Below are 26,095 nucleotides of genomic sequence, written 5' to 3'. Positions count from 1 at the left end.
CTCCTGTGCGACATTTACAAAAAAGAGGGGTATTTCCTGCAATTGTCGGATGATTATGTGTATGACCTTGCTGATCGTTTGGGAGATACGGAAGAAAAGATTCAGGAAAGATACATTTTAGTTGTAAAACGATGCAAAAATCCCATTTCCGAAGAGTTTAATTGCATTAACATCGTGGAAAATGCTGTTAATGTATCAGAAACGGGGGTTTCTGTTACAGAAATGCGACAAAGAAAAGAAAAGAAAAGGAAAGTAAATATACAACAGCAACAACACGCGTGCGAGGAGCCGAAAGAAGAACCGCAGAATTTGGGTGAAGAGCGTGAGCAATGGAAAGATGCTTTGCGAGAACTATCTGCCTTCTATCTGTCGGATAACGGAGTAGGCATCTTCTATCAATGTAGCTGGGTAATCATTTATTTCCAGAATACGGATGGCGTTCCGCTGGTAGAGGTTGCCTGCCTTTAATTTATAATCGAACGAGAGAATGCCGTTGGCTATCGTTTCACAGAAATGATACAGGTCGTATTCGTTTTTCAGGAATGTTCCTAATTCCGCATCGTGAGTGGAGACAATTACGATGTTGTTCGAGGTGTTCAGGTATGACAGGACTGCTTTGGCAGCCGCTATCCGCTCGGTGGTGTTGGTTCCCTTGAATATTTCGTCCAGCAGGAAAAGGTTGATATGTTCGCTCCGGCTGCATGATAGCATATCGCGTATCGACTCTACCTCTTTCAGATAGAAACTTTTGCCGTCGGAAAGGCTGTCGGAAAGCATCAGGGCGGCATGGATCATGACAGGCGCTTTCATCTGCATCCGCCGGGCAAAAGCCGTATGAAGCGTCTGTGCCGCCAGCATATTGACGCCCAGGGTACGGATGAAAGTAGTCTTTCCCGACATATTCGAACCGGTAAACAAGATGGAACGGCCTTCGATCCGGATCGTATTGGCAACACAGTTTTCAAGCAGGGGATGACACATCTCATCCGTCTCCATCCGCACCTCGCCTTCCGGCTTTTCCGGCAGACAGTAATAAGGCAGACTCTTTCGCAGAAAAGCGACCGACGACAGGCTGTCTGCCAACCCGACAAAACGAAACACCGTCTCTATCTGCCGGTTCTTATCTTTCAGCAGGGTGATCACCTTATGATAGGCGATCGGTTCCGCCAGAAAGAAGATCTTGACGCATTCCATGATCGCCCAAAGGATGACGGCCGGGTCGCTGTCCATCTTCGATTCCATCCGCAGGTGGCCGCTCGCCTTTCTCAGTGTTTCCAATGAAGACAGCGCCTCCGGAACCTCTTTGCCGAGTTCTGTGAAAAGCGGGTTCTTCGATAGTTTGCCCGAAATATTCAGCAAACGTATCAGTTGGGGGATGGATATCAGAAAATTCAGGTTGTTCGGCTTGTTCCCGTAATGAATAACGCCGTTCACAAGTATTGCTGCAATCAACAAAAGCAGCCATGCTCCCGCCTGATAGAAATACAACAATAGAAGGAAGAAGCTCGGCAGGAAACCACAAACACGAAACAAGATTTTCCTCCATACAGGAACAGCCGGAAATCCTATACCCATCAGCGACGCAATACTATATGCTTCATAGGCATTCAGGATTTGCAGGTCTTTGACAAGTTCTTCCTGTAAATCCGGATGCGACGACAGCTTGTTTATAAGTGCTTCATGCCGTTCTATTTCGCCCGCTTTGTCCGGGATGATCCGCATCAGGTTGTACAGATACTGCTGCCCGACGCGTGAGGCGGTGCGGTCGGAAAACATGAAAAGATCCTCGAAACCCAGGTCGGAGCAGGTCTGGTCGGACAATACGCCCAAAGCATTCCGGTGCGTATCGAAACGGAAGAAGGAAGAGATATCGAAGAAATTATAACTCTCGGCCTTCTCTTCTCCCTTATAGCTTGGAGTCTGTTTCCATGGTTTCCGGATATTCATAGATCGTAACTGTTTTATGTCTTGTGTCAAAAGTATATCTTTTTCGTTAATATTCAGTACTACCCGTATTATTTAGTTCCAAAATGCGTATGTTTGTCACAACAAAAAGATAAAAAGAGGATATGCTTAATTTAGAAGAACTTTGTACCCAGGTACAACAGATAGCCCGGCAAGCCGGGACTTTCCTGAAAGAAGAACGGCGTAAGTTCGACCGTACACGTGTAGAAGAAAAAAGTGCTCACAATTACGTATCGTATGTCGACAAGGAATCGGAAAAATGGCTGATCGCCCAACTCTCCGCCTTGCTTCCCGAAGCAGGCTTCATCGCCGAAGAAGGCAGCGGCAGCCTGACAGACGAAAACTATTGCTGGCTGGTAGACCCGCTGGACGGGACCTCCAACTATATCCACGATGTCGCCCCTTACTGTGTCAGCATCGCCCTGCGTAATAAAGAAGAATTGCTGATCGGTGTCGTTTACGAAGTCTGTCGCGACGAATGCTTCTATGCCTGGAAAGGCAGTAAAGCCTATCTGGATGGCAGGGAAATACACGTATCAGACGTCTCTGACTTGGATAAAGCCTTTATCGACCTGGGATTTCCTTATAACTCCGATGCTTACCGCCCGGTGGCCCTCCGCCTGGTCGACCGGTTATACGGTTTTGCCGGAGGAACGCGCCTGATGGGAGCGGCGGCTGCCGAAGTCTGCTATATCGCCGCCGGACGTTTCGAAGCGCGTATCGAAGCCTGGATCGGTCCCTGGGATATAGCGGCAGGTGCCCTGATCCTGATGCAGGCCGGCGGCAAAGTGACCGACTTCAGCGGTGGCGACAACTGGCAGTCGGGAGATGAAGTGCTTGCCACCAATGGAGCGATGCATGAGACGCTTATGCGGCTGGTCAGGGAGTAACTTATCCTTTGACCAGATAGATCATATAGGCAATATAGCATAGGACCATAACAATCCCTTCGAGGCGTGTTATGGTACGCTTTCTGATAAACAGCCCGAACAGGTAAAGCAATACGCATGAACCGATCAGAACCCCGAGGTCCACATTGGTAATACCTTTCATGTTCAGCGGACTGATGGTCGCACTGCAACCCAATACAAAAAATATATTGAACAGGTTCGAACCGATCACATTCCCGATCGCCATCTCCGGATTTTTCTTCAAGGCGGCAACGACCGAGGTGGCGAGTTCGGGCAGGGAAGTTCCTCCGGCAACCAGCGTCAGGCCGATAATAGACTCACTGACACCCAAGCCACGCGCAATCCCTGATGCTCCGTCTACGAAGAACTGCCCTCCATAAATCAGACCTACCAGGCCACCGGCAATGAATAACCCGGATTTCCATACGGGCATCAATTTGATTTTCGTCTCTTCCTCTCCGTTCCCGTTATGTGCAATGGCAAATGTATAACCCAGAAAGATCGCAAAGAAGCAGAGCAGCAGCATCCCGTCGCTGCTGCTGATTGTATTTTCAGTCGCTCCGTTTATCAACACGTCGTTTCCGCAGATAAATAAAACGACAGATGCCAGGATACATAACGGAATCTCTTTGCTGAGCGTCCCTTTATTCATCCCGATGGGAACAATGGCTGCCGTGCAACCTACAATCATAAGGGTATTGAAAATATTACTTCCGACAACATTCCCGATGGCCATATCCGCACTTCCTTTCAGTGCCGATACAATGCTGACGGTCAGTTCGGGGGCGGATGTACCGAAGGCTACGATCGTTAATCCGATAACAAGAGAGGAGATGTTAAAACGTTTGGCTACCGAAGCAGCCCCATCGGTCAGTGCATTTGCGCCGACCAAGATGAGGAGTAGTCCGCCGATCAGGGCAACGATATCCATTAGAATGGCAGATCGTCGATCGGGTTAGCCGGGCCGAAGTCGGGAGCGGCAGATGCTGTCGGGGCAGATGCCGGTGCAAAGTTTTCCGGTGTCATGGCTCCTGGTGCTGACTGGGGAGCGCCTGCCATCGGACGGTCTACCTTCCAGGCACTGATGTTGGTGAACCAACGTCCCTGATACTCGCGGCTGTCTATATCGAATGATACTGTCAATTCTTCTCCGGGTTGAATAGCTGCTTGTTCGATGCGGTCGGCACCGAAGATCTGGAAGCAGACTTTCTTAGGGTATTGGTCGTGTGTTTCTAATACGTATTCTTGTTTTTTCCACTCGTTTCCAGCTTTGCTGGTTCCGCTCTGCGCTGGCAGTACGGCGATAATTTTTCCCGTAATTTCCATGTTTATTGTTCTATTAAATTGTCGGCGAAGGTACGCTTTTCCGGCGTAACCTGCTAATTGTTTGACTTAGATTTTCTCTTCCTGAGGCAATTCGGAAGGGTCGAGCGCATCGAAGGCAGCTTTCATAGAGAGCAGTTCTTCCTTAATCAGCTTCAGCTTATTAACGATCTCTTCCTGCCGGATGGTTGTCTCCCTGTTATCCTTTAGTTTTTGCCGGGCACCAGCCAAGGTCATTCCCCGCTCTTTTACCAGATGGAAGATCAGGCGGACGGCGTCGATGTCTTCCTGCTTATAAAAACGGGTTCCTTTAGGCGTCTTGCGCGGACGGATGATATCGAATTCTTTCTCCCAGAAACGCAGTGTCGATTCGTTCACGTCGAACATCTGCGCCACCTCGCTGATGGAGAAATATAACTTCAGATTTTTATCTTTATTTAATGCCATTGTATTAAAGATGTTTAATCCATTACCTGGCCATGGTTTTCTGCAATCTGAATCATACGGTCGTATTCTTCCGGTGTCAGGTCCATATAGTAGTATCTGGATGGGTTATCGTGTTTACCACGAACTATCACTTCATAATGCAGGTGCGGGCCGGTCGATTTACCGGTGTTACCTACTTCTCCAATCACTTCGCCGCGTGTCACTTTCTGTCCGACGCGTTTTCTGTATTTGCTCATATGACCGTATAATGTCTGGAATCCATAGCCGTGATCGATCATCAGACAGTTCCCGTAGCCCTGTTTCCAGGCGGCAAAGGTGACGACTCCATCGCCGGTTGCATAGATTTCCGTTCCTACTTTGGCGGAGAAGTCCATGCCGGAGTGGAAACGCGGAGTTCGGTAGATCGGGTCGATACGTACGCCGTAGCCGGATGCCGTGCGACGCAGGTCCTTGTTGGAGATTGGCTGGATGGCAGGGATGCAGCGGCTGCGTTCTTCCTGGTTCTTACCCAGTTTAATCAACTCTTCCAATGAGTTGGATTGTATATAAAGTTGTTTGCTGAGCATGTCCATCTTCTGGGTGGTGGAGACAACCAGCTCCGGATTGGACAGGTTCAGCAGATGTTCGTAGCGGTTGGTTCCCCCGAAACCTGATTTACGCACCGATTCGGGAATGGATTCGGCCTGGAAAATGGCGCGGTACAGGTTCTCATCCCTTTGCTGTATATCATCCAACACTTCCAGCGCATTGGTGAGACGTAATGAAAGTACTTCATACTGAGTCTGCAACAGCTTGTTTTCCTTCTTCATCAAAGACTCGACCGGCGAATCGATCGTGTACATCATAATAAAGAATACACCGATACCGATTGCCGCACCGATGCTCAAATGACGGAGCACAATGAAGAAACGGTCTTTGGCGGAGGGGTAAACACGGTCGTAACTGAGCGTGTTCGGGTTATATAAGTAATATGTTTTTCTTGTTTTAAACAGTTTCATTGAATATTTTGTTGCTTGGATACGTGCAAAAATAATAATTTGCAGTACTTTTGCAAATTGTTTTTCAGAATATTAACGAGAACTATATAATAGATTATGTTGACAGCAAAAGAAATTCGTGAATCGTTTAAAGAGTTCTTCGCTTCCAAGCAGCACCAGATTGTACCGTCTGCTCCTATGGTCGTGAAGGGGGACCCGACATTGATGTTCACCAATGCGGGCATGAACCAGTTTAAGGATATAATCCTGGGAAATGTACCCATTAAATATTCACGTGTCGCGGACTCGCAGAAATGTCTTCGTGTAAGCGGTAAACATAACGACCTGGAAGAGGTAGGACACGATACCTATCACCACACGATGTTCGAAATGTTGGGAAACTGGTCGTTCGGTGATTATTTCAAGAAAGAGGCCATCGGATGGGCATGGGAATATCTGGTGGATGTCCTGAAGCTGGACCCGAAACGTTTGTATGCAACCGTATTCGAAGGAAGCCCTGCCGAAGGTTTGTCGCGCGACGACGAAGCTGCCGGTTACTGGGAACAGTTCCTGCCGAAAGATCATATTATCAATGGTAACAAACATGATAACTTCTGGGAAATGGGTGATACCGGTCCTTGCGGTCCCTGTTCGGAAATTCATATAGACCTTCGCTCTGACGAAGAACGTGCCGTTTCTAGCGGTGCAGAGATGGTAAACAAAGACCATCCGCAGGTAATCGAGATCTGGAACCTGGTGTTTATGCAGTTCAACCGCAAAGCTGACGGTTCGTTGGAACCGCTGCCTGCGAAGGTGATCGATACGGGTATGGGATTCGAACGCCTGTGTATGTCATTGCAGGGTAAGACTTCCAACTACGATACCGATGTATTCCAGCCGATCATCCAGGTGATTGCCGAAAAGACCGGAACAAAATACGGTGACAACAGACAGCAGGATGTGGCTATGCGCGTTATTGCCGACCATATCCGTACAATCGCGTTCTCTATCACAGACGGACAGTTGCCGTCGAACGCAAAGGCCGGTTACGTAATCCGCCGTATCCTTCGCCGTGCCGTTCGTTACGGTTATACGTTCCTCGGACGCCGCGAAGCTTTTATGTATAGCTTGTTGCCTGTCCTGATCGAGACGATGGGCGATGCTTATCCCGAACTGGTTGCCCAGAAGACGCTGATCGAAAAGGTAATCAAGGAAGAAGAAGAATCGTTCCTGCGCACGTTGGAAACAGGTATTCGTCTGCTGGATAAGAAGATTGAAGAAACAAAGGCTGTCGGAAAAACCGTTATCAGCGGTGTGGATGCCTTTACATTATATGATACATACGGATTCCCGTTGGACCTGACCGAACTTATCCTGCGTGAAAACGGCATGGAAGTGAATATCGAAGAGTTCAATGCGGAAATGCAGAAACAGAAAGAACGTGCCCGTAATGCGGCTGCTATCGAAACCGGCGACTGGGTGGTCCTGAAAGAAGGCGAAGCAAAGTTCGTTGGTTACGACCTGTTCGAATGTGAAGCCGAAATCCTGCGTTACCGTAAAATCAAGCAGAAGAGTAAAGAGTTGTTCCAGATCGTTCTCGACCAGACTCCGTTTTATGCAGAGATGGGTGGACAGGTAGGTGATACCGGATGGTTGATTGCCGACGATGAAAAGCTGGATGTAGTAGATACGAAACGTGAAAACAACCTGCCGGTACATTTTGTCACTCGTTTGCCGAAAGATGTAACAGCTACTTTCACCGCTAAGATCAACGAAAAGAAACGTATCCAGTGCGAATGTAACCACTCGGCAACTCACTTGCTGCATGAGGCTTTGCGTGAAGTATTGGGCACACATGTTGAACAGAAAGGTTCGTATGTTTCTCCCGAAGCGCTTCGTTTCGACTTCTCTCACTTCCAGAAAGTGACCGACGAAGAAATCCGCCGGGTAGAAAAGCTGGTAAGCGAAAAGATCCGTGCCAACTATCCGTTGGAAGAGCATCGCAATATGCCGATTGCCCAGGCGCAGGCTTTGGGCGCTATGGCATTGTTCGGTGAAAAGTATGGCGAGGAAGTACGTGTCGTTAAATACGGTTCTTCTATCGAGTTGTGTGGTGGTACGCATATTCCGGCAACCGGTATGATTGGTTCGTTGCGTGTGATTGGCGAAAGTTCTATCGCAGCCGGTGTACGCCGTATCGAAGCGGTGACGGCCGAAGGGGCGGAAAACTATACCTTCATGTTGCAGGATTCCATGCGCGAGTTGCGTGCTTTATTTAATAATGTACCGAACCTGGCACAGACAATCCGTAAGTCGATCGAAGAAAATGCCGAGCTGAAGAAACAGGTTAGTGACTATGTAAAGGAAAAGGTCGCTATGTTGAAGAAAGAACTGATCGCCAAGCTGTTGAACGCCACGGAGTGAAGGTGGTTGTTTTCCGCGGTGAGGCGAATGTAGATGCGATCAAGGACCTGGCCTTCCAGATCAAAGGTGAAAGCAATAGCGAAGAGAAAGTATTCTTTGTGGCCGGTATCAAGGACGGTGCAAAATGTGCATTGATGGTGATGCTGAGCGAACCGCTTGTTGCCGAAGGACTGAATGCCGGTAAACTGGTAAAAGATGCAGCCAAACTGATTCAGGGTGGCGGTGGCGGACAGGCCCACTTTGCAACTGCCGGCGGTAAAAACTCCGACGGTTTAGCCCAGGCCGTAGAACAGATTCTTGAAGCGGCTGATTTGAAGTAAAAGAACTTATAAAGCATATATGAAAATGGCGGGACTGATTAGTTCCGCCATTTTTTTTGAATAATTAATTCATAAATCTTGCAACTTACTGCAAATGTGTGTTTTTACCGGCTTATCTGATTTGCATAAGAATCAGAGTTGACGTACATTTGTCGAAACATCCTGAGAGAAGAGTGTTGAATCATGCAAAAAATACAAATCAAATAGACTTTCATCGTATGAAAATGTGTAAACAGCAAAAAGTCTCCCGTATCCTTACGCTCTGTGGAGCAGCAGCGACTTCGTTGTTGCTTTGGGGTTGTAGTGGTGCAGGGGCGACAACCGAATCGTTTGAACGTTCGGACTACTATACGCGTGGTATAGGGCAATACCCCGGTAACCCGAAGGAGGATTTCTCTCCTGATTTGGCTCCGGATAAGTCGAATTATCGCAATATAGCCCTTCTGCGTTCGGCTTTCAACTCCTCCAGTCATGACTATAACTTGACGGCGCAGTTAGTGACAGATGGTATTATAACCGACCAGCAACCGCAGTATTTAATACTATCGACTCCGGCCGGCGAAGCTCCCCGGCGTGAACGCGAATGGATGATCGACGAAGGTCCGTATTCCCGGAATACATTTGAAGGGGCGGATACTTATTTCCAGTTTACATTGAATAATTACACTAAAACGGCCGACAAGCTGGTGCTGACAGGAACTCTTATTTATGACGACCAGTTGGCAAAAGACGGTTATGAAATTATCTGCCAGGGTTCCAATGACGGACAGAACTGGACCGAGGTCGGCAAACTGAGCGGTAAAGGACTGCCGGGCGACGCTGTACGGTATCGTATACCGGTGACCGACCCGAACAAGCAGACCGAACAGATTTCCATGCCGGTCCGCAAACTGAATGAAACCATAGCATTCGATAAAGAGGCAAATTACTCCAATTACCGTGTTTTATTGAAGATGGCCGGTGCTCACAGCTGGGTGTTTACGGCAGCCGATTTCTATAATAAAGGCGGAATGGTGGAAATGAAACCTTCTCAATTCTTCAATAGTGCCTGGATGAGTGCCACAACGGGAGAAGAATGGTTGTATGTAGACCTGGGTAGCCGGTCAGAATTCGACAAAGTCGTTTTACGTTGGATAAACAAAGCCGTAAAAGGTAAAGTACAGGTTTCCGATAATGCAGAACAGTGGACGGATGTCGCTGAACTTCCCGGTGGGGAGGAACTGGTCGATGAAATTTCGCTGAACGGTAAAAAGAATGCGCGTTATGTGCGTATCCTGATGCAACAGCCGGTCAACGACAGTCGTTATATCCTGAGCGAACTGGAAGTGATGGGTAAAGGTGGCCTGGTTCCGCAGGCTGTGGCTGCACCTGTCGCATCGAAAGGCGAAATCTATTTGTCCGGCGGCAACTGGAAACTTCAGCGTGCATCGGAAATAACGGCTACGGGAGAAGAAATTTCGGCTCCCGGCTTCAAACCTGAAAACTGGGTTGTTGCCACTGTGCCGGGAACTGTCTTGAGCAGTTACAAGAATATCGGTGCCATTGCCGATCCTAACTATGCAGATAATCAGTTGCAGATATCCGAGTCATTCTTCAATTCCGATTTCTGGTATCGTGACGAGTTTGAGGTGCCGGCCGACTTTAAACAGGATCGTGTGTTCCTGAATTTCGACGGTATCAACTGGAAGGCGAATGTATATGTAAACGGAAAACAGGCTGGCCGCATTGAAGGCGCCTTTATGCGTGGCAAGTTCGATGTAACGGACCTGATCGTTCCGGGTAAGAATGTGGTAGCCGTAGAGATCATCAAAAACCAGCATATCGGTGCTATCAAAGAGAAGAATGCACAGAGCACGGACTTCAACGGCGGTATTCTGGGTGCTGATAACCCGACATTCCATGCAACGATCGGTTGGGACTGGATCCCGACGATGCGTGGCCGTAATATCGGTATCTGGAATGATGTCTTCCTGACAACGACCGGAAAAGTGACGGTTGCCGATCCGCTTGTTAAATCGGTTCTGCCGTTGCCCGATACGACTTCTGCTAAACTGACGGCGGAAGTGATCGTAAAGAACCATGATGCAAATGCGGTAAAAGGTATGCTGGAAGGCAAGATCGGTGATATCACATTCCAACAGCCGGTGGAACTGGCAGCGGGCGAAGAGAAAACGGTTGTCTTCGATGCAAAGGATTTCGCTCAGTTGAATGTTCAGAATCCGCGTCTCTGGTGGCCTAAAGGCTATGGAGAGCCAAACTTGTATGATGCTAACTTTACATTTAAAATAGATGATAAGGTATCGGATGCCAAAGACTTTAAAGTCGGTATCCGCCAGATGACCTTCAATGAGGATAATCAGATTTTGAGTCTCTTTATCAATGGCCGTCGTTTTGTTGGCCGGGGCGGTAACTGGGGATTCAGTGAGTCTAACCTGAATTACCGTGCACGTGAATATGATATCGCGGTAGCTTACCATGCCGATATGAACTTTACAATCATGCGTAACTGGGTGGGTATGATTGGTGATGAAGAACTGTATGAAGCCTGCGACCGCCATGGTATCGTGGTTTGGCAAGACTTTTGGCTGGCGAATCCGGCTGACGGTCCTGATCCTTACTATCCCGAAATGTTTATTGCCAACGCGGAAGATTATGTGAAGCGCATCCGTAACCATGCTTCCATCGGTATCTATTGCGGTCGTAACGAAGGTTTCCCTCCCGAACAGATCGACAAGGCGTTGCGGCGGATCATCAAAGAAGATCATTCGGATATACATTATATATCCAGTTCGGCTGATGATGTAGTAAGCGGCCACGGCCCGTACCGTATGCTTCCTGCAAAGGAATACTTCACATTGAAGACCGGTAACGACAAGTTCCATAGCGAACGCGGTATGCCGAATGTGCTGACCTACGAAAGTATGCTCCGTACCTTCTCTCCGGAAGGTATCTGGCCGCAGGATAATCAGTGGGGTATGCACGACTATACCCGTGAAGGTGCACAGGGTGCTACATCTTTCAACGAGATTATTGCGAAAGGATACGGCGAACCCCGTAGCGCCAAAGAGTTTTCCGAACTAGCGCAGTGGGTGAACTATGACGGTCACCGCAGCTTATTTGAATCCCGCAGCCAGAACCGTAAAGGTTTGCTGATGTGGATGAGTCATTCCTGCTGGCCTTCTATGGTATGGCAGACCTATGATTATTACTTCGAACCGACAGCCGCCTATTTTGCTATCAAGAAGGCTTCCGAACCGTTGCATATCCAATGGAACCCGGTAACCGATGAGGTAGAAGTCGTAAACTACAGTGGTGGCAACCGTAAGGGCTTGACAGCTAAAGCGCAGGTGCTGAATATGGATGCTTCCGTAGCCTGGGAGAAAGAAGTCGCTACCGATAGCAATGAAGATACGACCAACAAATGTATCCAGCTGGAATTCCCGGATAACCTGTCGAAGGTTCACTTTATCAAGATGGTCTTGACTGAAAACGGAAAGGTTATTTCCGAGAACTTCTATCACAGAAGCCTGGAAGAAAACAACTACCAGGATCTGCGTAATCTCCCGAAAGTAGCATTGAAGTCCGATGTCACGACAAACAAGGGAACTGATGGAAACTGGAACGGTACAGTCGTTATCGAGAATACAACTTCAACACCGGCATTAATGATTCGTGTAAATGTTGTGGGCGACAAGGATGGCGAGCAGTTCCTTCCGATGTTCTATTCCGACAACTACTTCGCTCTGCTTCCGGGTGAAAAGAAAGAAATCAGCTTCCGTTGGAAAGACGAAGATACCAGAGGCAATGCACCGAAAGTGGTTGTGTCAGGATATAATGTAGAATGATACTGATAGATTTTAGATAAAAACCGTTCACCATCTGCTGCGTGTAGGACAACTGTCTGTTTTCTGGTTGTTTGACGGTGAATAGCGGGGGTGAAAGGTTTGTGGAAAAGGTGAATGGCTGCTAACAACCATTCACCTTTTCTGCTAAGAAATGAATCGCCTTTTCTTTGAAGGGAAAGAGGAGGGTTTACTTATTTCTGACTGTGAATCAAAAAAAGGTATTCTCCACTGTTGGAATAAATAAAATATTGGCTACATTTGTCCCGTTACCTGCTATCGGGTAATAAAACAACTAAAACTATTGACTTATGGAAAAGTATGTGAACATCATGCTCGACAAGGCTTTTAAGACCGTATTTGGTGAAAAGCAGGTAGCAATCGACTTTATCAACGCCACGCTCGAGGGCGAACGCCGGGTAAAAGACCTGACCTATCTCGATAAAGAAATCCAACCCGAAGTAATAGAACAGCGCACGGTGATCTTCGATCTCCTTTGCGAAGATGCGGACGGGAGCAAATTTGTACTTGAAATGCAGAATTGTCCCCAACATTATTTCTTTAACCGTGGATTTTATTATATTTGTCGACTAGTCTCTCGTCAGGGAGAGAGCGGAGCTGACTGGAAGTATAGCTTGCTTCCGGTATATGGCATCTACCTGTTGAACTTTAGTCTGCCTGAATTTCAGAGTTGGCGCACCGATGTGGTGCTGGCCAATGAGGCGACAGGTAAAACTTTTGGCGAGGTCAAACTGAAACAGATTTATCTGTCGTTCGATCTGTTCAATCTAAGAGAAGAGGAATGCAAAACGCCTCTTGAAAATATGGTTTATATATTGAAGAATATGAATTTATTTGATATGTCTCCGTTTAAGGAGAAAAACGATGCTTTCAAACGCCTGCTCGACGTAGCAAACCTGAATGCAATGACTTCTCACGAACGGGCAGTTTACGATGAGAACCTGAAGATTTATCGCGACTGGCGCAATACACTGGAATATGCGGTGGAAGAGGCTGAAATGAAAGGTTTGAAAAAAGGAAAAGCAGAAGAACAACGCCAGATTGCTGCAAATTTTAAAAAGCAGGGGGTTAATGTCGAAACAATCGCTCAATGTACCGGTCTGTCTGTCGAAGAAATAGATGAATTGTAGTTTATTTATGAGATATTGAATCAACAAAGTGTTCCGAATCCTCGGAACATTTTGTTGATTTCTTGTTTTAGTTATTATACAGTTAATTCCATACCCGTTGTTCCGGTAATCCGGTCGAGTTCTTTTTGGTTTTGGATATTATTTTGGTTAGGATGTATTTTATGCTGGATCCGTCGATGAGGGGATTGTCTATATTTTCAGTTTTGACTTCGATAACGTATTCGTAACCTTCCTCGTATTCGAAACCTTCGATCGGAGAGTACATAAACTCCCAGTTTTTGCTATCTCCGGTTTTTACCAGGTAACAGTTTATGGGACCTTCTCCTATTCCGATACGGGTTTCTGAGGCAATTGTCAGCAGTTCTGTCTGATCGTCTGTACAGGCTGTTAATGCTAAAAAGAGTGTGAGCGCTAAAAATAGAATTTTGTTCATACGTTGAATTTGTTTGTTGATTGTTAAAGATGCTTCATTACTATTATAATGAAACCGGATAGCAAAAAGTTGCATGAGGATAAAAAAGATTTTTTTCAGTTATTAATCCCTGCAAATTATCTATTTTTGCACCCCGGTAATAGTATTGGAAAAATGAAGGCAAAAGGAACCGTTTTCGGGATTGTTTCAGCAGTGAGCTATGGTATCAATCCGTTGTGCGCATTACTTCTTTATGAAGTAGGGGTGAATGTCGATTCAGTGTTGTTCTATCGCTATGTGCTTGCGGCGGTGATTCTGGGGCTGATGATGATGGCGAAAGGAATCTCTTTCGGGGTGAATAAGACGGAACTGGCTTCGCTGGCCGTTCTAGGTGTTTTGTTTGCCATCTCTTCTCTTTCCCTGTTTTCCAGTTTTCATTATATGGATGCAGGTATTGCCTCCACAATCCTGTTTGTCTATCCGGTGATGGTGGCGGTGATCATGGCGGTGTTTTTCAAGGAGAAGGTTTCTTTATTGGTTGTTTTTTCCATTTTGCTGGCTTTTACCGGTATCGCGCTGCTCTGTCAGGGAGATGGAGGGCATGCGTTGAGTATGATCGGCATCCTGCTGGTTATGCTTTCCTCGCTGACCTATGCCGTTTATATAGTGACGGTTAACCGGTCCGTACTGAAAACGATGTCGCCGATAAAGCTGACCTTCTATGTCTTGCTGTTCTGTGCATTGACGATTATTGTACATTCAGACTTCGGCTCGGGACTGCAAATGCTGACGACTCCCTATATGTGGGGAATCGCGATCGCTCTGGCTATCATTCCGACAGTAATATCCCTGGTGACGATGGCTCTGTCCGTTCATTATATAGGTTCTACCCCGACAGCTATATTAGGCGCTTTGGAGCCGGTGACAGCTGTTACGATCGGGGTTACCGTATTCGGGGAGCACTTGACTCCCCGGTTGATTGTCGGTATGTTTCTGGTGATTGTTGCGGTCACCCTGATTGTTGTCGGTAAATCGGTTCAGCAGTTGGTGCTTCGCCGGGTCTTTCACCGTTATTGAACGATATTTCCTTCCATGAAAACATTTTCGCAATCCTGTGTCTTTATCAGATTCGATATTTCAGCAGGAGTAGGGGACAGGAACAGGTTGTCCGTGATTTTTAATCCGTCGACTGATTTGGCGAAGATAGCGTTTGTACCTGTCAATTGGAAATGGTTGTTCGTTATGGCGATGTTGCGGTGAACATAGCCTTCGTTGCGGTCGTTTTCCGGAGAAATGAGGATGACCGGTCCGCCGCATTCCATGAAATTGTTGTTGCGGATGGTTACATCGCGTACCATACCTGATTCGAACCAACTACGGGCGTCGTCGGCTATCAGGATACCACTCATTTGCATACGAAAGAAGGTGTTGTTCTCTATCAATACCTTGCGACGGGTCGAAACAAGGATTCCGCGTGTCGGTATGCGGGCAAAATAGTTATTGTGAATGAGGACTTCCGGTGTATAGGTTACGTTTTCAACGACCAGTTCTTTTTTATCCCGGATCGTTTGGGGGATATTCCTGTCGAGGGTTATGAGTATTTCCCGTTCATTTTTCATTTCCGCCTTTTTTACCTTTGCAGGTGCAAGGCTCATCAGCGAATGGGCATCGATAAATTCGATCTGGTTGCCGGGAAGGAACGATTGGAAGCCATATGTCTGCGGGTGCATGTATTTTACTGATACCTGGTTGGGGGCCGGGTAGCCGGTGACAGCCAGATGGGTTCCGTGTATATTGATTGGATCGTCGTGTGCTCCGAGGAAACGGGAGTTTTCAATCGTGATCTTACCTTTGCAGCCTGACATCTGTACGAAATCGGCAAAACCGGCACAGGTACGTCCGCTTCCGGCTTCCGGTTCGAATGTCAGATTCCGGTAAGTGATATTTTCTGTCATTTGCCCGACAATGCCGAAGTTTCCCAGGAATGCCAGATGTACCCCTTCCAAAGTGACGTTTTTACTATATTGGATAAGTCCGCAAGCCTGGTCACGGATACCGTCACGCATCTGGAATACCGTACCTTGTTTGGCCTGTGGCGGGGTGTCATATACGAAACGGAGCAGGTTGGTGTCCAGCTCTATTGCCTTGCGAAGGCCGGAAAGCGGCGACCAGCTACGCCAGGTTATATCTTTTTCTTTGTCATAGCTTTGAGCGATACCTCCGGATAGTTCCCAGTTGTCACCGACAAAAGCAAAATGTCCGTCTTTGATGGTGTAGCGTGATTGCGGGTGGATGCGTACGGTCATAAAGTTTTCGCCCACTTCCGTAACGGTCAGTTCCGGGACGGTGGGGTCGGAAGCTGTAACGGTAAAGTCCCGTAAAGTGATATTTTCGCACTGGTCGATTACGAAGCTGGTCATTTCGCCATGGGTGACGAAACGGGCTCCCTGACCGTCTATTGTCACGTTTTTCAGGTCTTTCAACCACAAACCGATATGTTTTGTCTGATCGGGGTTTTCTTTTTCGGAGGCCGTATTGGAGATATGGTAAAGGATCTGTGACGAACTTTCGCGATGGAGGTTATAATCTGCATTTTGCAGTTTGATGACAACCGCTTTCCCGTTATAACTCCGGGCCTGTTCGATTGCAGCCTGGATTTTCTTTGTCATATCTCCGTTTTCCGGGGCAATCCGGATTACATGTTGTGCGTTTGCTATGAATCCCGAAAAGAGACATAGTGCAATAAGGATCGTTTTTTTCATGGTGTAATTAAGAATTTAGAATAATAAATTGGCGCAAAAGTAAGAAATAATGCGTCAATATTGTCGGATTACTGCCGGTTTTACGAATAGAACATTATTTGAAATAGTATTTTACCAGACAGAGATTATCGTCTTCCTGTAAGTTTTTTATTTTACTGAACTCTTCCGGCGAAAGAATATTATGCAATGTCCCGATCTCCTCCGGTGAAACGATGCTGATCATATATTCATCGGTGAAAAGACTTGTTTTCTTGATCTTTGCGCCTCCTTCCAACGTGTCGAAAACAAAGGATTTCCCATCTTTTTTGCGGTAGAAAACATTACGCCATTTATCTATGTTCCAGGTGTTCAGGACTGTGTAATAATAGTCTTTGTTTTGAAACTGCCGGAAGAAAAAGTAGGGAACTTCGTGTGAGTCTACCAATTGAGGAAATACATTGGGATCTTCTTTTATTCTTTCCTTAAAGGGTTCAAGGTTGATATTGCCGGAACCGAAGTCCCATTTATATGCTAATTCTACGGCCTCTTTCGTGAACCGGTATACCTCATTGGAATATTGAGTGGAAAAGTAATTTTCATTATTATATTTGTAAAAAACATCGATGCACATGTTGGTCATAAAATTGTCGTCTGTCGTTTTCCAGAAACCGCCGGCTATTTCCTCTGTGTTTGTATCATAGAATGTGATTAAGTTTTCTGTCGGATCGCCCGCTGTTGTCAGAGTCCAGTAAGCAATCAGCCCTTTGTCGATTTCTATCATATCCGTCTGTCCTCCGCCTCCTGGCAGCAGGTGCCTTTTTATGAATTGCCCGTCTGTTGTATAAGTGTGTATGGCTCCCATCGGACTTAACATATGAATAAGGTTCTCTTCCGAATTGACAATGACTTCATAGATCATATTATATTCACCCGGACCGTTACCGGTCTTGTCTATTTTAGATAGAAATTTGCCTTGTTTATCAAAACAGAAAAGTATGCCCATCTCCCTGTCATCATCGAGAATATAATATTTGTTACCAGCTTCGATCACTCGTCCGATCGTTTTGAGCAGGCATTGTTCGTTTGTTTCCAAAGGGATCACTTCTATCTTTTTGAACAGGGTGGAGGCTACCAGATCTTTGGGAGAGAGTTCTACCTGCAAAATTTTCTGTTCCGTTTTGCTGTTTTGTTTGTTACAAGAGAGTAGTAACATACAGAGAAGTGATATGAAAAAGTATTTATTCATGGCAGTACTTGATTTTATTCATTGGGCTAATGTAAGTAATATTTTTTATTTTTGTATTCAAACACGGGGTTATTATGGAAGAGAAGAAAACAGGTCTTTGGAAGGTTTTTAAAAATAAGATAAATACCTTTCTTCACAATAAAGAGTTGAAGGAGAAATTGTATGTGATCATTTTTGAATCGGATACGCCGAAAGGGAAATTATTCGATGTCTTTCTGATCGGTTTCATCATTATGAGTGTTCTGGTGGTCATCCTGGAGAGTGTGGTCACTTTTTCCGACCATTTCAGGTTGGCGCTTCAGATACTGGAGTATGTGTTCACTGCTTTTTTTACTTTCGAATATCTGGTGCGTATTTATTGTTCGCCGAAGCCGAAGAAATATATTTTCAGCTTTTTCGGTATTGTCGATTTGCTGGCAACCTTGCCGTTGTATCTGGGATTCCTTTTTACCAGTGCACGTTATTTACTTATTATCCGGACATTCCGCCTGATCCGTGTCTTTCGTGTGTTTAAGCTGTTTAACTTTCTGGAGGAGGGGAATTTACTGTTGGTGTCCCTGCGGTTGAGCAGCCGGAAGATTTTTGTTTTCTTCTTTTTTGTACTGATCCTGGTGACTTCGATCGGTACGATCATGTTTATGGTGGAAGGTACGCAACCCGATACTCAATTCAATAATATTCCCAACTGTATTTACTGGGCGATTGTAACCATGACGACCGTGGGATATGGAGATATAACCCCAGTGACTCCTGTCGGCCGTTTTATCTCGGCTTGTGTGATGCTGATCGGTTATACGATCATTGCTGTACCTACGGGTATCGTTTCTGCCACGATGATCAAGGAACACCGGAGGCGGAGCGAATTGAGATGCCCCCATTGTTTCCGCACTGGACACGAGGAAGAAGCTAAATACTGTAAATACTGTGGTGGAAAGTTAGATGAGTTTTCATGATTTTTCCTATATTTGCGCTTTAAGAAGGGGGAAGGAATATGAAAAAAGTATCTATGAAAACACTACTGGCTACTATTGTGGTCGCATTATTTATTACACTGTTTTTTGTTGGCGGAGCGTATTGCCTATATACTCAGGTGGCAGATCCGGCTTTGTTTATCGTCGCTTTAGGGATTGCCTGGGCGGTTTCGTTATGGCTGTTATTGTCTACTGTTTTCAGTAAAAGACGGAAAGTATTCGTTTCTTTTCATTTTCATGACAGGAGTCTGTTAGTCTTTTGATCCGCTGTTAATATCTTTCCAGGTATCTTTTACAACATACCATATTACACATACGATCATAACCAGCATGATCGCACTGCCGCCTACACTGATAATTGTTTTTATATATTGATCCATTTTTTCCGGTGTTAGATTTATAAATGCTGTTATTTGATTGGCTAAAGATAGGAATAAGAATATCAATAATTTGAGTTTTGTCGAAAGAATGATGCTGTGTCCGGTAAATTTACGTTTTATATCGTATGATATTATCTGTTCTTAAATAATATCTATATTTGCGATATGATAGAGGTCGATCGGGAATCTGAATATCTGGAAAAATTGGGGCAGGGGGATCATAAGTCCTTCGATGCCTTGTTTATGTTGTACCATCCGCGGGTAAAGAACTTTCTCAAAGGTTTCATTAAGGATGAGGAAGAGGCGTGCGATATGGCGCAGGATATTTTCTTCAAGGTTTGGACAAATCGGGAAAGCATTTCTAAGGTCAGTTCCCTGAAAGCCTATTTATTTCGTATGGCTCGTAATATGGTCTACGATTATTATGAACACAGTCTTGTAAAAGAATCTTACGAACAGAAACTACAATCTTCATCCTCTGCTTATACCGACCTGATAGAAGAGGATATCTATGCAAAAGAATTATCGATACTGATCGATATTGCTATCGAACAAATGCCGGAGCAACGCCGGCGTATTTTTAAGATGAGCCGGAAAGAAGGGTTATCGAATGAAGAAATTTCACAGAAGTTGCAAATTAATAAACGGACTGTTGAAAACCATGTAAGTCAGGCGTTGGCTGATCTTCGCGAAGTCGTGCGCGGCACTTTTTTTATTACTTTTTTGAAAAAAATCCCTTTTTGACCGTGTGTGCTTGCTCTTTGTCTCGTCTTCAATATAAACAGGGGATAAAATGGCGAATAAAACGATACATACATTAATCACTAAATTCTTCGGAAATGATCTTCCGGATGCAATCCAGATGTCTTTCCGGAAGTGGTTTGTCAGTGGAACCCATCAGCAGGAAAAGGAAGAGGCTATGCGGGAACTTTGGGAACAGGTTCCGGCAGAAGCAGACGGTCGGACTGTACAGGAACTGGACAGGTTACACCATCGTATGGAAGCAGTTGCCCGTCCGGTAGCCAGGCGATCTATGTATCAGCAGGCTCTTCGAGTTGCCGCCATATTACTGTTACCTCTGATCGGTGCTGCCAGTGCCTGGTTTGTGATGCAGGGCGAGCCGAAGGTTATAGAGCCGGAATGGACGGAATGTTTTGTGCCGAACGGCGAGAGAAAGCAAATTACTTTATCGGATGGTTCTGTGGTATGGCTGAATTCTGGATCGCTACTGGTATATGCCGCAAAGTTTGAAGGTAACAAACGTGCTATTTACCTGAATGGGGAAGCGAGTTTTAATGTCGCTAAAGATCCGGAAAAACCTTTCATTGTAAAGACAAGCCATATGGATGTGGAGGCGCTGGGGACGGTATTTAATGTAGAGGCTTATTCGGATTCGGAGTTGACCGTAGCAACGTTGGAGGAAGGGAAGGTCCGTGTAAGTACCGACCTGACAGCGGATAAGCCGATCATTCTCCACCCGGATGAGCAGGTCGTATATAACAGTTTATTGCGGACCGTTTCCAAAGAAGTTGTCGATGCCGGCAAAGTCATGCAGTGGAAACACGGATATCTCACCTTCCAGGGGGCTTCGTTCGATTATATCGTGAAGACGATAGAAAGGCGTTTCGATGTGACGATCAATTATGAGACCGGCAAGTTTGCAGGACGTAGTTTCACAATGAAATTCCGGCCGGATGAAGGCTTGAACCAGGTACTGGATATTCTGAAAGAAATGGTGAACGGATTAAATTACAGGATTAAAGATAATGTGATATACATAAACTAAAAAACGGAGGATACATTATGAAAAAAAGAACCCGGGAAGACGACGCCAATCAGAACTCCCCGGATTTGAAATCGTGGTGAACACCAATTAATAAATCGCCTGAAACAGGTGGTAAATAATATAGTATTCAACTTTAAAATCTAATTTTACAAAGGTATGGAAATAAACCTGAAAACACAATGGAATAAACTGAATAGTTTGTTCCGGGTAGCAATAATACTTTTTCTTTTCCTTTTTTCGCAATTTACGGTTATATGGTCTCAGACCATAACGTTTTCCGAAAATAGTCTGACAATCAAAAAAGCGTTTGCCGAGATCGAGAAACAGACAGACATGTCGGTTGACTATGATGAATCGGTTTTGAATATTCATAAGAAGATAGAGCTTGGAACTGGTAATAAAAATCTGGATGAAACATTAAATCAGATTTTACAGGGAACAAATTGCTCCTATGTAATTAAAAATAATCATATTGTTATTTCTGCCGAGAATAAAAAGCAGGAAAAGGAGAGTCTGGTGGTAACCGGGACAATCACAGATGAACATGGCGAACCGATTATCGGTGCGAATGTGATGGAAAGAGGAACAACAAATGGTTGTATCTCCGACATCGACGGCAATTATTCATTAAGCGTAAAAGGAAATTCGGTCCTTTTATTTTCCTATATCGGATATATATCCAAAGAAATAGCCGTGAATAACCAAAAGATGATAAATGTGAGATTGATGGAAGACACACAAAAACTGGAGGAAGTGGTTGTCGTAGGTTATGGTGTTCAGAAAAAGGTAAATCTTACCGGTGCTGTTTCTGTTGTGAAAGGGGAAGAGATGACTAAACGTCCTGTTACCAATGCAACTTCCATGTTACAGGGGCAAGTTCCGGGTTTGCGTGTCGTAAACGGTTCCGGACAGTCGGGTAATAATAAAGTGAGTTTGCGGGTTCGCGGACAAGGCACGTATTCCGATGCTGGCTCCGATCCTCTGGTGCTGATCAACGGTGTTCCGGGAGATCTGTCAAATCTCGATCCGAATGCGATAGAAAGCATATCGGTATTGAAAGATGCCGCTTCTGCTGCTGTATATGGTGCGCGTGCGGCTAATGGTGTAGTATTGGTGACAACGAAAACGGGTATAAATAAAAAGACATCGATCAGTTATTCCGGAAACTTTGCTATTTATTCTCCGACACGTATGCTGAATGTCGTTACCAATTCCGTGGATTATATGAATTTATGGAATGAGGCTAAAGCGAATTCCGGTATTTCTTCGGGTTTGTATCCTCAGGACATTATTGACCAGTATAAAAATGCTAAACCGGGTGATCCGGAATATCCTAATTATGATTGGTTGGGAGAACATATCCACAGCACGTTCTCACATAATCACAATGTTGCTGTTTCCGGCGGATCGGATAAGATGTCATACAATGTATCTATGTATTATGCCGATGAAAACGGAACAATGGACGGACACGGATATAAGAAGTATAATTTTACGGCAGATCTGCAGAGCCAGATAACCAAATGGATGAAATTCGGTTCGTATGTGGGATTTATGAGAGGGGACAGAAAACGTCCTTATGAGGGAGGCACAGATGGCAGCTTTACTTCTATTTTTGCACAGGCACCTACTTATGCACCTCAACGTTCCGACGGTTCTTGGGTGTACAAGGCTTATCCGTGGGAAAGTAATAACAAGAATGTGATTGCTTTGGTCGGTAATGATGCATTACGTAAAAATACGAGTTATGATGTGAATGCACAGGCCTGGTTGACAATAGATATTGTTAAAGGGTTGTCCTGGCATACAAAGGGAGCGGTTCGCATGATCGCAGAAAGAGAGAAAGAATGGCGTCCGTTGGTAAAACTTTATAATTATCATTCCGGTGAATATATGAATGAACTGGATGTGGGTGCAAAAGGTCTGAATTCGAATGATTATCATACATTCTATACTTATCTGTATTCTTATTTGAAGTATGATGTGTCAACAAAGGACCAGAATCATAATTTCGGTTTGCAATTGGGTTATTCCCAAGAAACAAATGATTATGATTGGCTGAAGGGATATAGAAAAGATTTTCCGTTCCCGTTGACAGAGATTGATGCCGGTTCGAAAGAATTACAGGAGGCAGAAGGAAATCTAGAGCAATGGTCGTTAATGGGTATTTTCGGACGTTTCAATTATAACTATAAAGAGCGTTATTTGTTTGAGGCTAACTTTCGTTATGATGGTTCTTCCCGCATTAATCCTGACGACAGATGGGGTATATTCCCTTCTTTCTCTGCCGGTTGGAGAATGACAGAAGAACAGTTTATGCAGGATTTGCATTGGTCATGGTTGAATAGTTTGAAGATCAGGGCTTCCTGGGGACAGTTGGGTAATCAGAATATTGGTATATACCTTATCAGGCAGTCATGGAAAATGAGGGAAACTATACATTTGATAATTCTTCTTTGTCGACCGGTTATGCACAAACCAAGTATGCAAACCGGAATATAACATGGGAGACAACTACCGTTACTGATATAGGTTTGGAGGCAACAGTATTCAATGGTCTTAATGTTACGCTTGACTGGTATAAAAAGAAAACAAAAAATATTCTCCGGGATGCCCAGGTTACAGGGGCTTTAGGATTGGATGCACCTGTTATAAATAACGGTGAGATGGAGAATAAAGGCTTTGAAATTAATGCGCAGTATGTAAATAATATTAAAGGCGGTCTTTTCAAGGGGTTAAATTATAATGTAGGTTTCTATTTTGATCGTAACAGAAACAAGGTGACAAAGTTTGGTACTGATGAAATATCCGGACATTATCTGCGTCAGGAAGGTTTGCCTTACAATTCTTATTATATGCTGGATTGTATTGGTATTTTTAGGGATGAGGATGATGTGAAAAATTCACCCAAACAGTTTAATGATAATACATTGCCGGGCGATCTGAAATATCGTGATGCTAATAATGACGGTGTGATAGATAATGATGACCGTGTAGTGATTGACGGACGATTCCCTAAATTTGAGTATGCATTTAATTTGTCTGCCAGTTGGAAGGGATTTGACGTTTCTCTTCTGCTGCAAGGTGTTGAAGGAAAGAAACATTATGTTACGGATTGGGGATTACAGCCATTCCGTCAGGGTAGTGCTCCGACAATTGACTATGTAAAATATCGCTGGACAGAGGATAATCCGGATAACGCAAAGTATCCGAGAATGTATTTTGATGATTTCGGCGGTAGCAAGAATACAAGGAAGAATTCTTACTTTTTGAAAGATGCTTCTTATTTGCGTCTCAAGAATCTGACAATAGGCTATACTATTCCTGTAAAGTTGACAAGGAAAATGTTGGTTGAAAGGATACGTATATTCTTCTCCGGTGATAATCTGGCGACAATTACCAATTACCCGGAATTGGATCCGGAAAGAGAAGAAGACGGTCGTTTTGTTGCTTATCCGCAAAATAAGATTTGTTCATTTGGTATTAACGTCCAATTTTAATTCGATATGGTTATGAAGAAAGCTAAATATTATTTGCTGCTGGCATTAGTTGTTATCATGAGCGGATGTGATGATTTTCTGGAAAAGAATCCGCCGTCCAAACCTCGGAGAATACATTCTGGAAACAAAAAAGCGATTTGGATATGGCTCTGACCGCCTGTTACGGGACAATGACGAAATTTAGCCATGGTTATTTCTCATTCGGTACTCCTCAATGGGATAGCTTTGTTGATAATTGTCATAGTGTGGGTGAAGGAATCACTTTTGATGTATTCCAAGGAAATATAGACCCGTCGACTGTAGGCATAATTCAAGATGTATATAAAGGTTCGTATGTCGGGATTACCCGTATGAATTTATTTCTTTATCAATTGGACCGGTACGAAAATACCGACTTATCGGAAGCAGAGAGAGATTTTTATAAAGGACAAGTACTTTTCCTTAGAGCATTTTATTATTCATTCTTGTATAGATGTTACGGAGATGTACCTTTGATCCTTGAACCCCTCGATCTTGAAACACAATATCAGCCGAAAGTTGAAGCTGCAAAAATCTTAGAACAGATCTATTCGGATCTGGATGATGCCATTGGGCTGTTGCCGGACAATACCTATTTGGAATTACCCGGAAGAGTGACAAAAGGTGCGGCTCTTGCTTTAAAGGTCAGAATTATGTTATATGACGCATATAATGACAACGGAAAAGCTGACATTGGAAAAATGGGAAATATACTGACTGTGGCTGAGCAAATAAAAGGCTATTCGTTAAGTAATGATTTTGAAAGCATTTTTCAGGGTGCAGGGCAGGAAACGAATACAGAGATCATTTTCTCGACAAAATATCTGGCTCCCAATAATTGGCATACGAGTGATCTGTGGTTTGGCGCATGGTTACGTTGTGCTCCTTTGACAAACCTGGTGAGTGAATTTGAGTTTAAAGACGGTACCTCTTTTTCTACGGAAAATCCGTTATATAATCCGGAAAACCCGATCGAAAACCGAGATCCCCGTTTGGATATGTCCACTTTTTATCAGCAATTGGTTATGGGAGATGTCGAACAGCCTGTTACGGGCGTTTTGCCGACCGGTTACGGACTGAAGAAATTTGTAACCCGCGACAAGACGCAGTATCCGATCGGGTATAATACGCGTAGTGATCAGGACTGGGTACATTTCAGATATGCCGAAATATTGCTGGCTATAGCAGAGGCAGAGAATGAAGTAAATGGCCCGACTCAGAAAGCGTATGATGCGATTAACAGTATTCGTGCCCGTAAAGGCGTTGATATGCCGCCGTTGCCAACAGGTTTGAATCAGACACAGATGCGTGAAAAAATACGTCATGAAAGACGGATAGAATTAGCATTTGAAGGGCATCGCTATTTTGATCTGAAACGATGGCGTATTATTGGAGAAATTATGAATAACTTTGACGAGCCGACATTGCCATTGTATAAATCTGTATTTGAAGATCGTTTTTATTTGTGGCCGATACCGCAGAGTGAGATCGACAAAAACAATGGCGTTTTGGTTCAGAACCCGAATTACAAATAAAACAGTTCCTATGTTTAAAATCGGAAAAGACGGATAGCACGAGATAGCACTACAAAAGCTATACCATTTTAGTTAACTTTGTATTGTATCAAATTCATTATTAACTAATAACGATATAGCTTATGAAAACAGTACGAAGTAACGAA

General features: G+C 44.7%; 22 protein-coding genes and 1 pseudogene. 14 read left to right on the top strand and 9 right to left on the bottom strand.

From position 1 onward, the window contains the following. On the top strand, nt 1-468 hold a 468-nt coding region (locus DXA15_RS19140; RefSeq protein ID WP_128135100.1), incomplete at its 5' end, for a hypothetical protein. On the opposite strand, the gene DXA15_RS19135 is transcribed toward DXA15_RS19140, so the two are convergent. Beyond that, nucleotides 352-1,947, bottom strand: a complete 1,596-nt coding sequence (locus DXA15_RS19135) for a hypothetical protein (protein ID WP_128135099.1) — start codon at nt 1,945-1,947, stop codon at nt 352-354. The genes DXA15_RS19140 and DXA15_RS19135 overlap by 117 nt on opposite strands. 122 nt (nt 1,948-2,069) lie before the next feature. Here DXA15_RS19135 and DXA15_RS19130 point away from each other — a divergent pair, with 122 nt between their 5' ends. Further along, nucleotides 2,070-2,855, top strand: coding sequence for an inositol monophosphatase family protein (locus tag DXA15_RS19130; protein WP_128135098.1), 786 nt, complete (start codon nt 2,070-2,072; stop codon nt 2,853-2,855). Between the two features lies 1 nt (nt 2,856). Here DXA15_RS19130 and DXA15_RS19125 read toward each other — a convergent pair whose 3' ends face one another. From DXA15_RS19125 to DXA15_RS19110, 4 genes are all read right to left on the bottom strand, one after another. Next, on the bottom strand, nt 2,857-3,807 hold the full coding sequence (locus DXA15_RS19125) for a calcium/sodium antiporter (RefSeq protein ID WP_128135097.1): 951 nt from the start codon (nt 3,805-3,807) through the stop codon (nt 2,857-2,859). After that, the gene (locus DXA15_RS19120) at nt 3,807-4,202 is read right to left on the bottom strand and encodes a DUF3127 domain-containing protein (protein WP_009859820.1); all 396 of its coding nucleotides are present in this window, start codon (nt 4,200-4,202) and stop codon (nt 3,807-3,809) included. The genes DXA15_RS19125 and DXA15_RS19120 overlap by 1 nt, the downstream gene beginning before the upstream one ends. A 66-nt stretch (nt 4,203-4,268) precedes the next feature. After that, nucleotides 4,269-4,646, bottom strand: a complete 378-nt coding sequence (locus DXA15_RS19115; RefSeq protein WP_128135096.1) for a MerR family transcriptional regulator — start codon at nt 4,644-4,646, stop codon at nt 4,269-4,271. Nucleotides 4,647-4,660: 14 nt separating this feature from the next. Continuing rightward, the gene (locus DXA15_RS19110; RefSeq protein WP_128135095.1) at nt 4,661-5,644 is read right to left on the bottom strand and encodes a M23 family metallopeptidase; all 984 of its coding nucleotides are present in this window, start codon (nt 5,642-5,644) and stop codon (nt 4,661-4,663) included. 96 nt (nt 5,645-5,740) lie between these two features. Between DXA15_RS19110 and alaS the strand changes: the two are divergent. The 3 genes and pseudogenes from alaS to DXA15_RS19095 all read left to right on the top strand — a co-directional run bounded on the left by alaS (nt 5,741) and on the right by DXA15_RS19095 (nt 13,360). Continuing rightward, nucleotides 5,741-8,367, top strand: a pseudogene (alaS, locus tag DXA15_RS19105) (alanine--tRNA ligase). Between the two features lie 218 nt (nt 8,368-8,585). Then, nucleotides 8,586-12,212: a discoidin domain-containing protein gene (locus tag DXA15_RS19100; protein WP_128135094.1), complete on the top strand. Its 3,627-nt coding sequence runs from the start codon at nt 8,586-8,588 to the stop codon at nt 12,210-12,212. A 308-nt stretch (nt 12,213-12,520) separates the two neighbouring features. After that, entirely contained in the window at nt 12,521-13,360 is an 840-nt protein-coding gene (locus DXA15_RS19095; RefSeq protein WP_128135093.1) for an Rpn family recombination-promoting nuclease/putative transposase, read from the top strand. Nucleotides 13,361-13,442: 82 nt separating this feature from the next. Here the strand turns inward: DXA15_RS19095 and DXA15_RS19090 are convergent, their stop codons facing one another. Next, nucleotides 13,443-13,793 (bottom strand): DUF4377 domain-containing protein, encoded by a 351-nt coding sequence (locus DXA15_RS19090; RefSeq protein WP_128135092.1) that lies wholly within the window; start codon nt 13,791-13,793, stop codon nt 13,443-13,445. A 144-nt stretch (nt 13,794-13,937) separates the two neighbouring features. Between DXA15_RS19090 and DXA15_RS19085 the strand changes: the two genes are divergently transcribed. Continuing rightward, a complete protein-coding gene (locus DXA15_RS19085; RefSeq protein ID WP_199676372.1) occupies nt 13,938-14,849 on the top strand; it encodes a DMT family transporter in 912 nt (303 codons plus the stop codon). Here DXA15_RS19085 and DXA15_RS19080 read toward each other — a convergent pair. Further along, nucleotides 14,843-16,534 (bottom strand): right-handed parallel beta-helix repeat-containing protein, encoded by a 1,692-nt coding sequence (locus DXA15_RS19080; RefSeq protein WP_128135090.1) that lies wholly within the window; start codon nt 16,532-16,534, stop codon nt 14,843-14,845. The genes DXA15_RS19085 and DXA15_RS19080 overlap by 7 nt on opposite strands. A gap of 94 nt (nt 16,535-16,628) precedes the next feature. Next, nucleotides 16,629-17,726, bottom strand: coding sequence for a 6-bladed beta-propeller (locus DXA15_RS19075; protein ID WP_233567449.1), 1,098 nt, complete (start codon nt 17,724-17,726; stop codon nt 16,629-16,631). 107 nt (nt 17,727-17,833) lie between these two features. Between DXA15_RS19075 and DXA15_RS19070 the strand changes: the two genes are divergently transcribed. Both DXA15_RS19070 and DXA15_RS19065 read left to right on the top strand, forming a co-directional pair. Continuing rightward, entirely contained in the window at nt 17,834-18,712 is an 879-nt protein-coding gene (locus DXA15_RS19070; RefSeq protein WP_128135088.1) for an ion transporter, read from the top strand. Nucleotides 18,713-18,750: 38 nt separating this feature from the next. Further along, nucleotides 18,751-18,993 (top strand): hypothetical protein, encoded by a 243-nt coding sequence (locus DXA15_RS19065; RefSeq protein WP_233567448.1) that lies wholly within the window; start codon nt 18,751-18,753, stop codon nt 18,991-18,993. Here DXA15_RS19065 and DXA15_RS27705 read toward each other — a convergent pair. Next, complete coding sequence (locus tag DXA15_RS27705; protein ID WP_255419985.1) at nt 18,982-19,110, bottom strand: hypothetical protein; 129 nt, start codon at nt 19,108-19,110, stop codon at nt 18,982-18,984. The genes DXA15_RS19065 and DXA15_RS27705 overlap by 12 nt on opposite strands. Before the next feature lie 165 nt (nt 19,111-19,275). On the opposite strand from DXA15_RS27705, the gene DXA15_RS19060 reads away from it, so the two are divergent. The 6 genes from DXA15_RS19060 (at nt 19,276) to DXA15_RS19045 (ending at nt 25,949) form a co-directional block, all read left to right on the top strand. Next, on the top strand, nt 19,276-19,854 hold the full coding sequence (locus DXA15_RS19060) for an RNA polymerase sigma-70 factor (protein WP_128135086.1): 579 nt from the start codon (nt 19,276-19,278) through the stop codon (nt 19,852-19,854). A gap of 49 nt (nt 19,855-19,903) precedes the next feature. After that, a complete protein-coding gene (locus DXA15_RS19055) occupies nt 19,904-20,896 on the top strand; it encodes a FecR family protein (protein WP_128135085.1) in 993 nt (330 codons plus the stop codon). Nucleotides 20,897-21,052: 156 nt separating this feature from the next. After that, entirely contained in the window at nt 21,053-23,398 is a 2,346-nt protein-coding gene (locus tag DXA15_RS19050; protein WP_233567447.1) for a SusC/RagA family TonB-linked outer membrane protein, read from the top strand. After that, nucleotides 23,314-24,396: a TonB-dependent receptor gene (locus DXA15_RS26995; RefSeq protein ID WP_233567446.1), complete on the top strand. Its 1,083-nt coding sequence runs from the start codon at nt 23,314-23,316 to the stop codon at nt 24,394-24,396. The genes DXA15_RS19050 and DXA15_RS26995 overlap by 85 nt, the downstream gene beginning before the upstream one ends. 12 nt (nt 24,397-24,408) lie before the next feature. Beyond that, a complete protein-coding gene (locus tag DXA15_RS26990; RefSeq protein ID WP_233567445.1) occupies nt 24,409-24,549 on the top strand; it encodes a hypothetical protein in 141 nt (46 codons plus the stop codon). Continuing rightward, a complete protein-coding gene (locus DXA15_RS19045) occupies nt 24,540-25,949 on the top strand; it encodes a RagB/SusD family nutrient uptake outer membrane protein (protein ID WP_233567444.1) in 1,410 nt (469 codons plus the stop codon). The genes DXA15_RS26990 and DXA15_RS19045 overlap by 10 nt, the downstream gene beginning before the upstream one ends. Nucleotides 25,950-26,095: the final 146 nt, after the last annotated feature.

The sequence above is a fragment of the Parabacteroides sp. AM58-2XD genome, from assembly GCF_003463685.1.
Lineage (GTDB): Bacteria > Bacteroidota > Bacteroidia > Bacteroidales > Tannerellaceae > Parabacteroides > Parabacteroides segnis.
Note: the sequence above shows the minus strand (reverse complement) of the source record. Positions and strands in the feature narration are given on the sequence as shown.

Bases quoted from the DNA above. Each gene is read 5' to 3' on its own strand.
- DXA15_RS19135 (WP_128135099.1), bottom strand. From the start codon at position 1,947: ATGAATATCCGGAAACCATGGAAACAGACTCCAAGCTATAAGGGAGAA.
- DXA15_RS19130 (WP_128135098.1), top strand. From the start codon at position 2,070: ATGCTTAATTTAGAAGAACTTTGTACCCAGGTACAACAGATAGCCCGG.
- DXA15_RS19125 (WP_128135097.1), bottom strand. From the start codon at position 3,807: ATGGATATCGTTGCCCTGATCGGCGGACTACTCCTCATCTTGGTCGGC.
- DXA15_RS19120 (WP_009859820.1), bottom strand. From the start codon at position 4,202: ATGGAAATTACGGGAAAAATTATCGCCGTACTGCCAGCGCAGAGCGGA.
- DXA15_RS19115 (WP_128135096.1), bottom strand. From the start codon at position 4,646: ATGGCATTAAATAAAGATAAAAATCTGAAGTTATATTTCTCCATCAGC.
- DXA15_RS19110 (WP_128135095.1), bottom strand. From the start codon at position 5,644: ATGAAACTGTTTAAAACAAGAAAAACATATTACTTATATAACCCGAAC.
- DXA15_RS19100 (WP_128135094.1), top strand. From the start codon at position 8,586: ATGAAAATGTGTAAACAGCAAAAAGTCTCCCGTATCCTTACGCTCTGT.
- DXA15_RS19095 (WP_128135093.1), top strand. From the start codon at position 12,521: ATGGAAAAGTATGTGAACATCATGCTCGACAAGGCTTTTAAGACCGTA.
- DXA15_RS19090 (WP_128135092.1), bottom strand. From the start codon at position 13,793: ATGAACAAAATTCTATTTTTAGCGCTCACACTCTTTTTAGCATTAACA.
- DXA15_RS19080 (WP_128135090.1), bottom strand. From the start codon at position 16,534: ATGAAAAAAACGATCCTTATTGCACTATGTCTCTTTTCGGGATTCATA.
- DXA15_RS19075 (WP_233567449.1), bottom strand. From the start codon at position 17,726: ATGTTACTACTCTCTTGTAACAAACAAAACAGCAAAACGGAACAGAAA.
- DXA15_RS19070 (WP_128135088.1), top strand. From the start codon at position 17,834: ATGGAAGAGAAGAAAACAGGTCTTTGGAAGGTTTTTAAAAATAAGATA.
- DXA15_RS19065 (WP_233567448.1), top strand. From the start codon at position 18,751: ATGAAAAAAGTATCTATGAAAACACTACTGGCTACTATTGTGGTCGCA.
- DXA15_RS27705 (WP_255419985.1), bottom strand. From the start codon at position 19,110: ATGGATCAATATATAAAAACAATTATCAGTGTAGGCGGCAGTGCGATC.
- DXA15_RS19060 (WP_128135086.1), top strand. From the start codon at position 19,276: ATGATAGAGGTCGATCGGGAATCTGAATATCTGGAAAAATTGGGGCAG.
- DXA15_RS19055 (WP_128135085.1), top strand. From the start codon at position 19,904: ATGGCGAATAAAACGATACATACATTAATCACTAAATTCTTCGGAAAT.
- DXA15_RS19050 (WP_233567447.1), top strand. From the start codon at position 21,053: ATGGAAATAAACCTGAAAACACAATGGAATAAACTGAATAGTTTGTTC.
- DXA15_RS26995 (WP_233567446.1), top strand. From the start codon at position 23,314: ATGGAAAATGAGGGAAACTATACATTTGATAATTCTTCTTTGTCGACC.
- DXA15_RS26990 (WP_233567445.1), top strand. From the start codon at position 24,409: ATGAAGAAAGCTAAATATTATTTGCTGCTGGCATTAGTTGTTATCATG.
- DXA15_RS19045 (WP_233567444.1), top strand. From the start codon at position 24,540: ATGGCTCTGACCGCCTGTTACGGGACAATGACGAAATTTAGCCATGGT.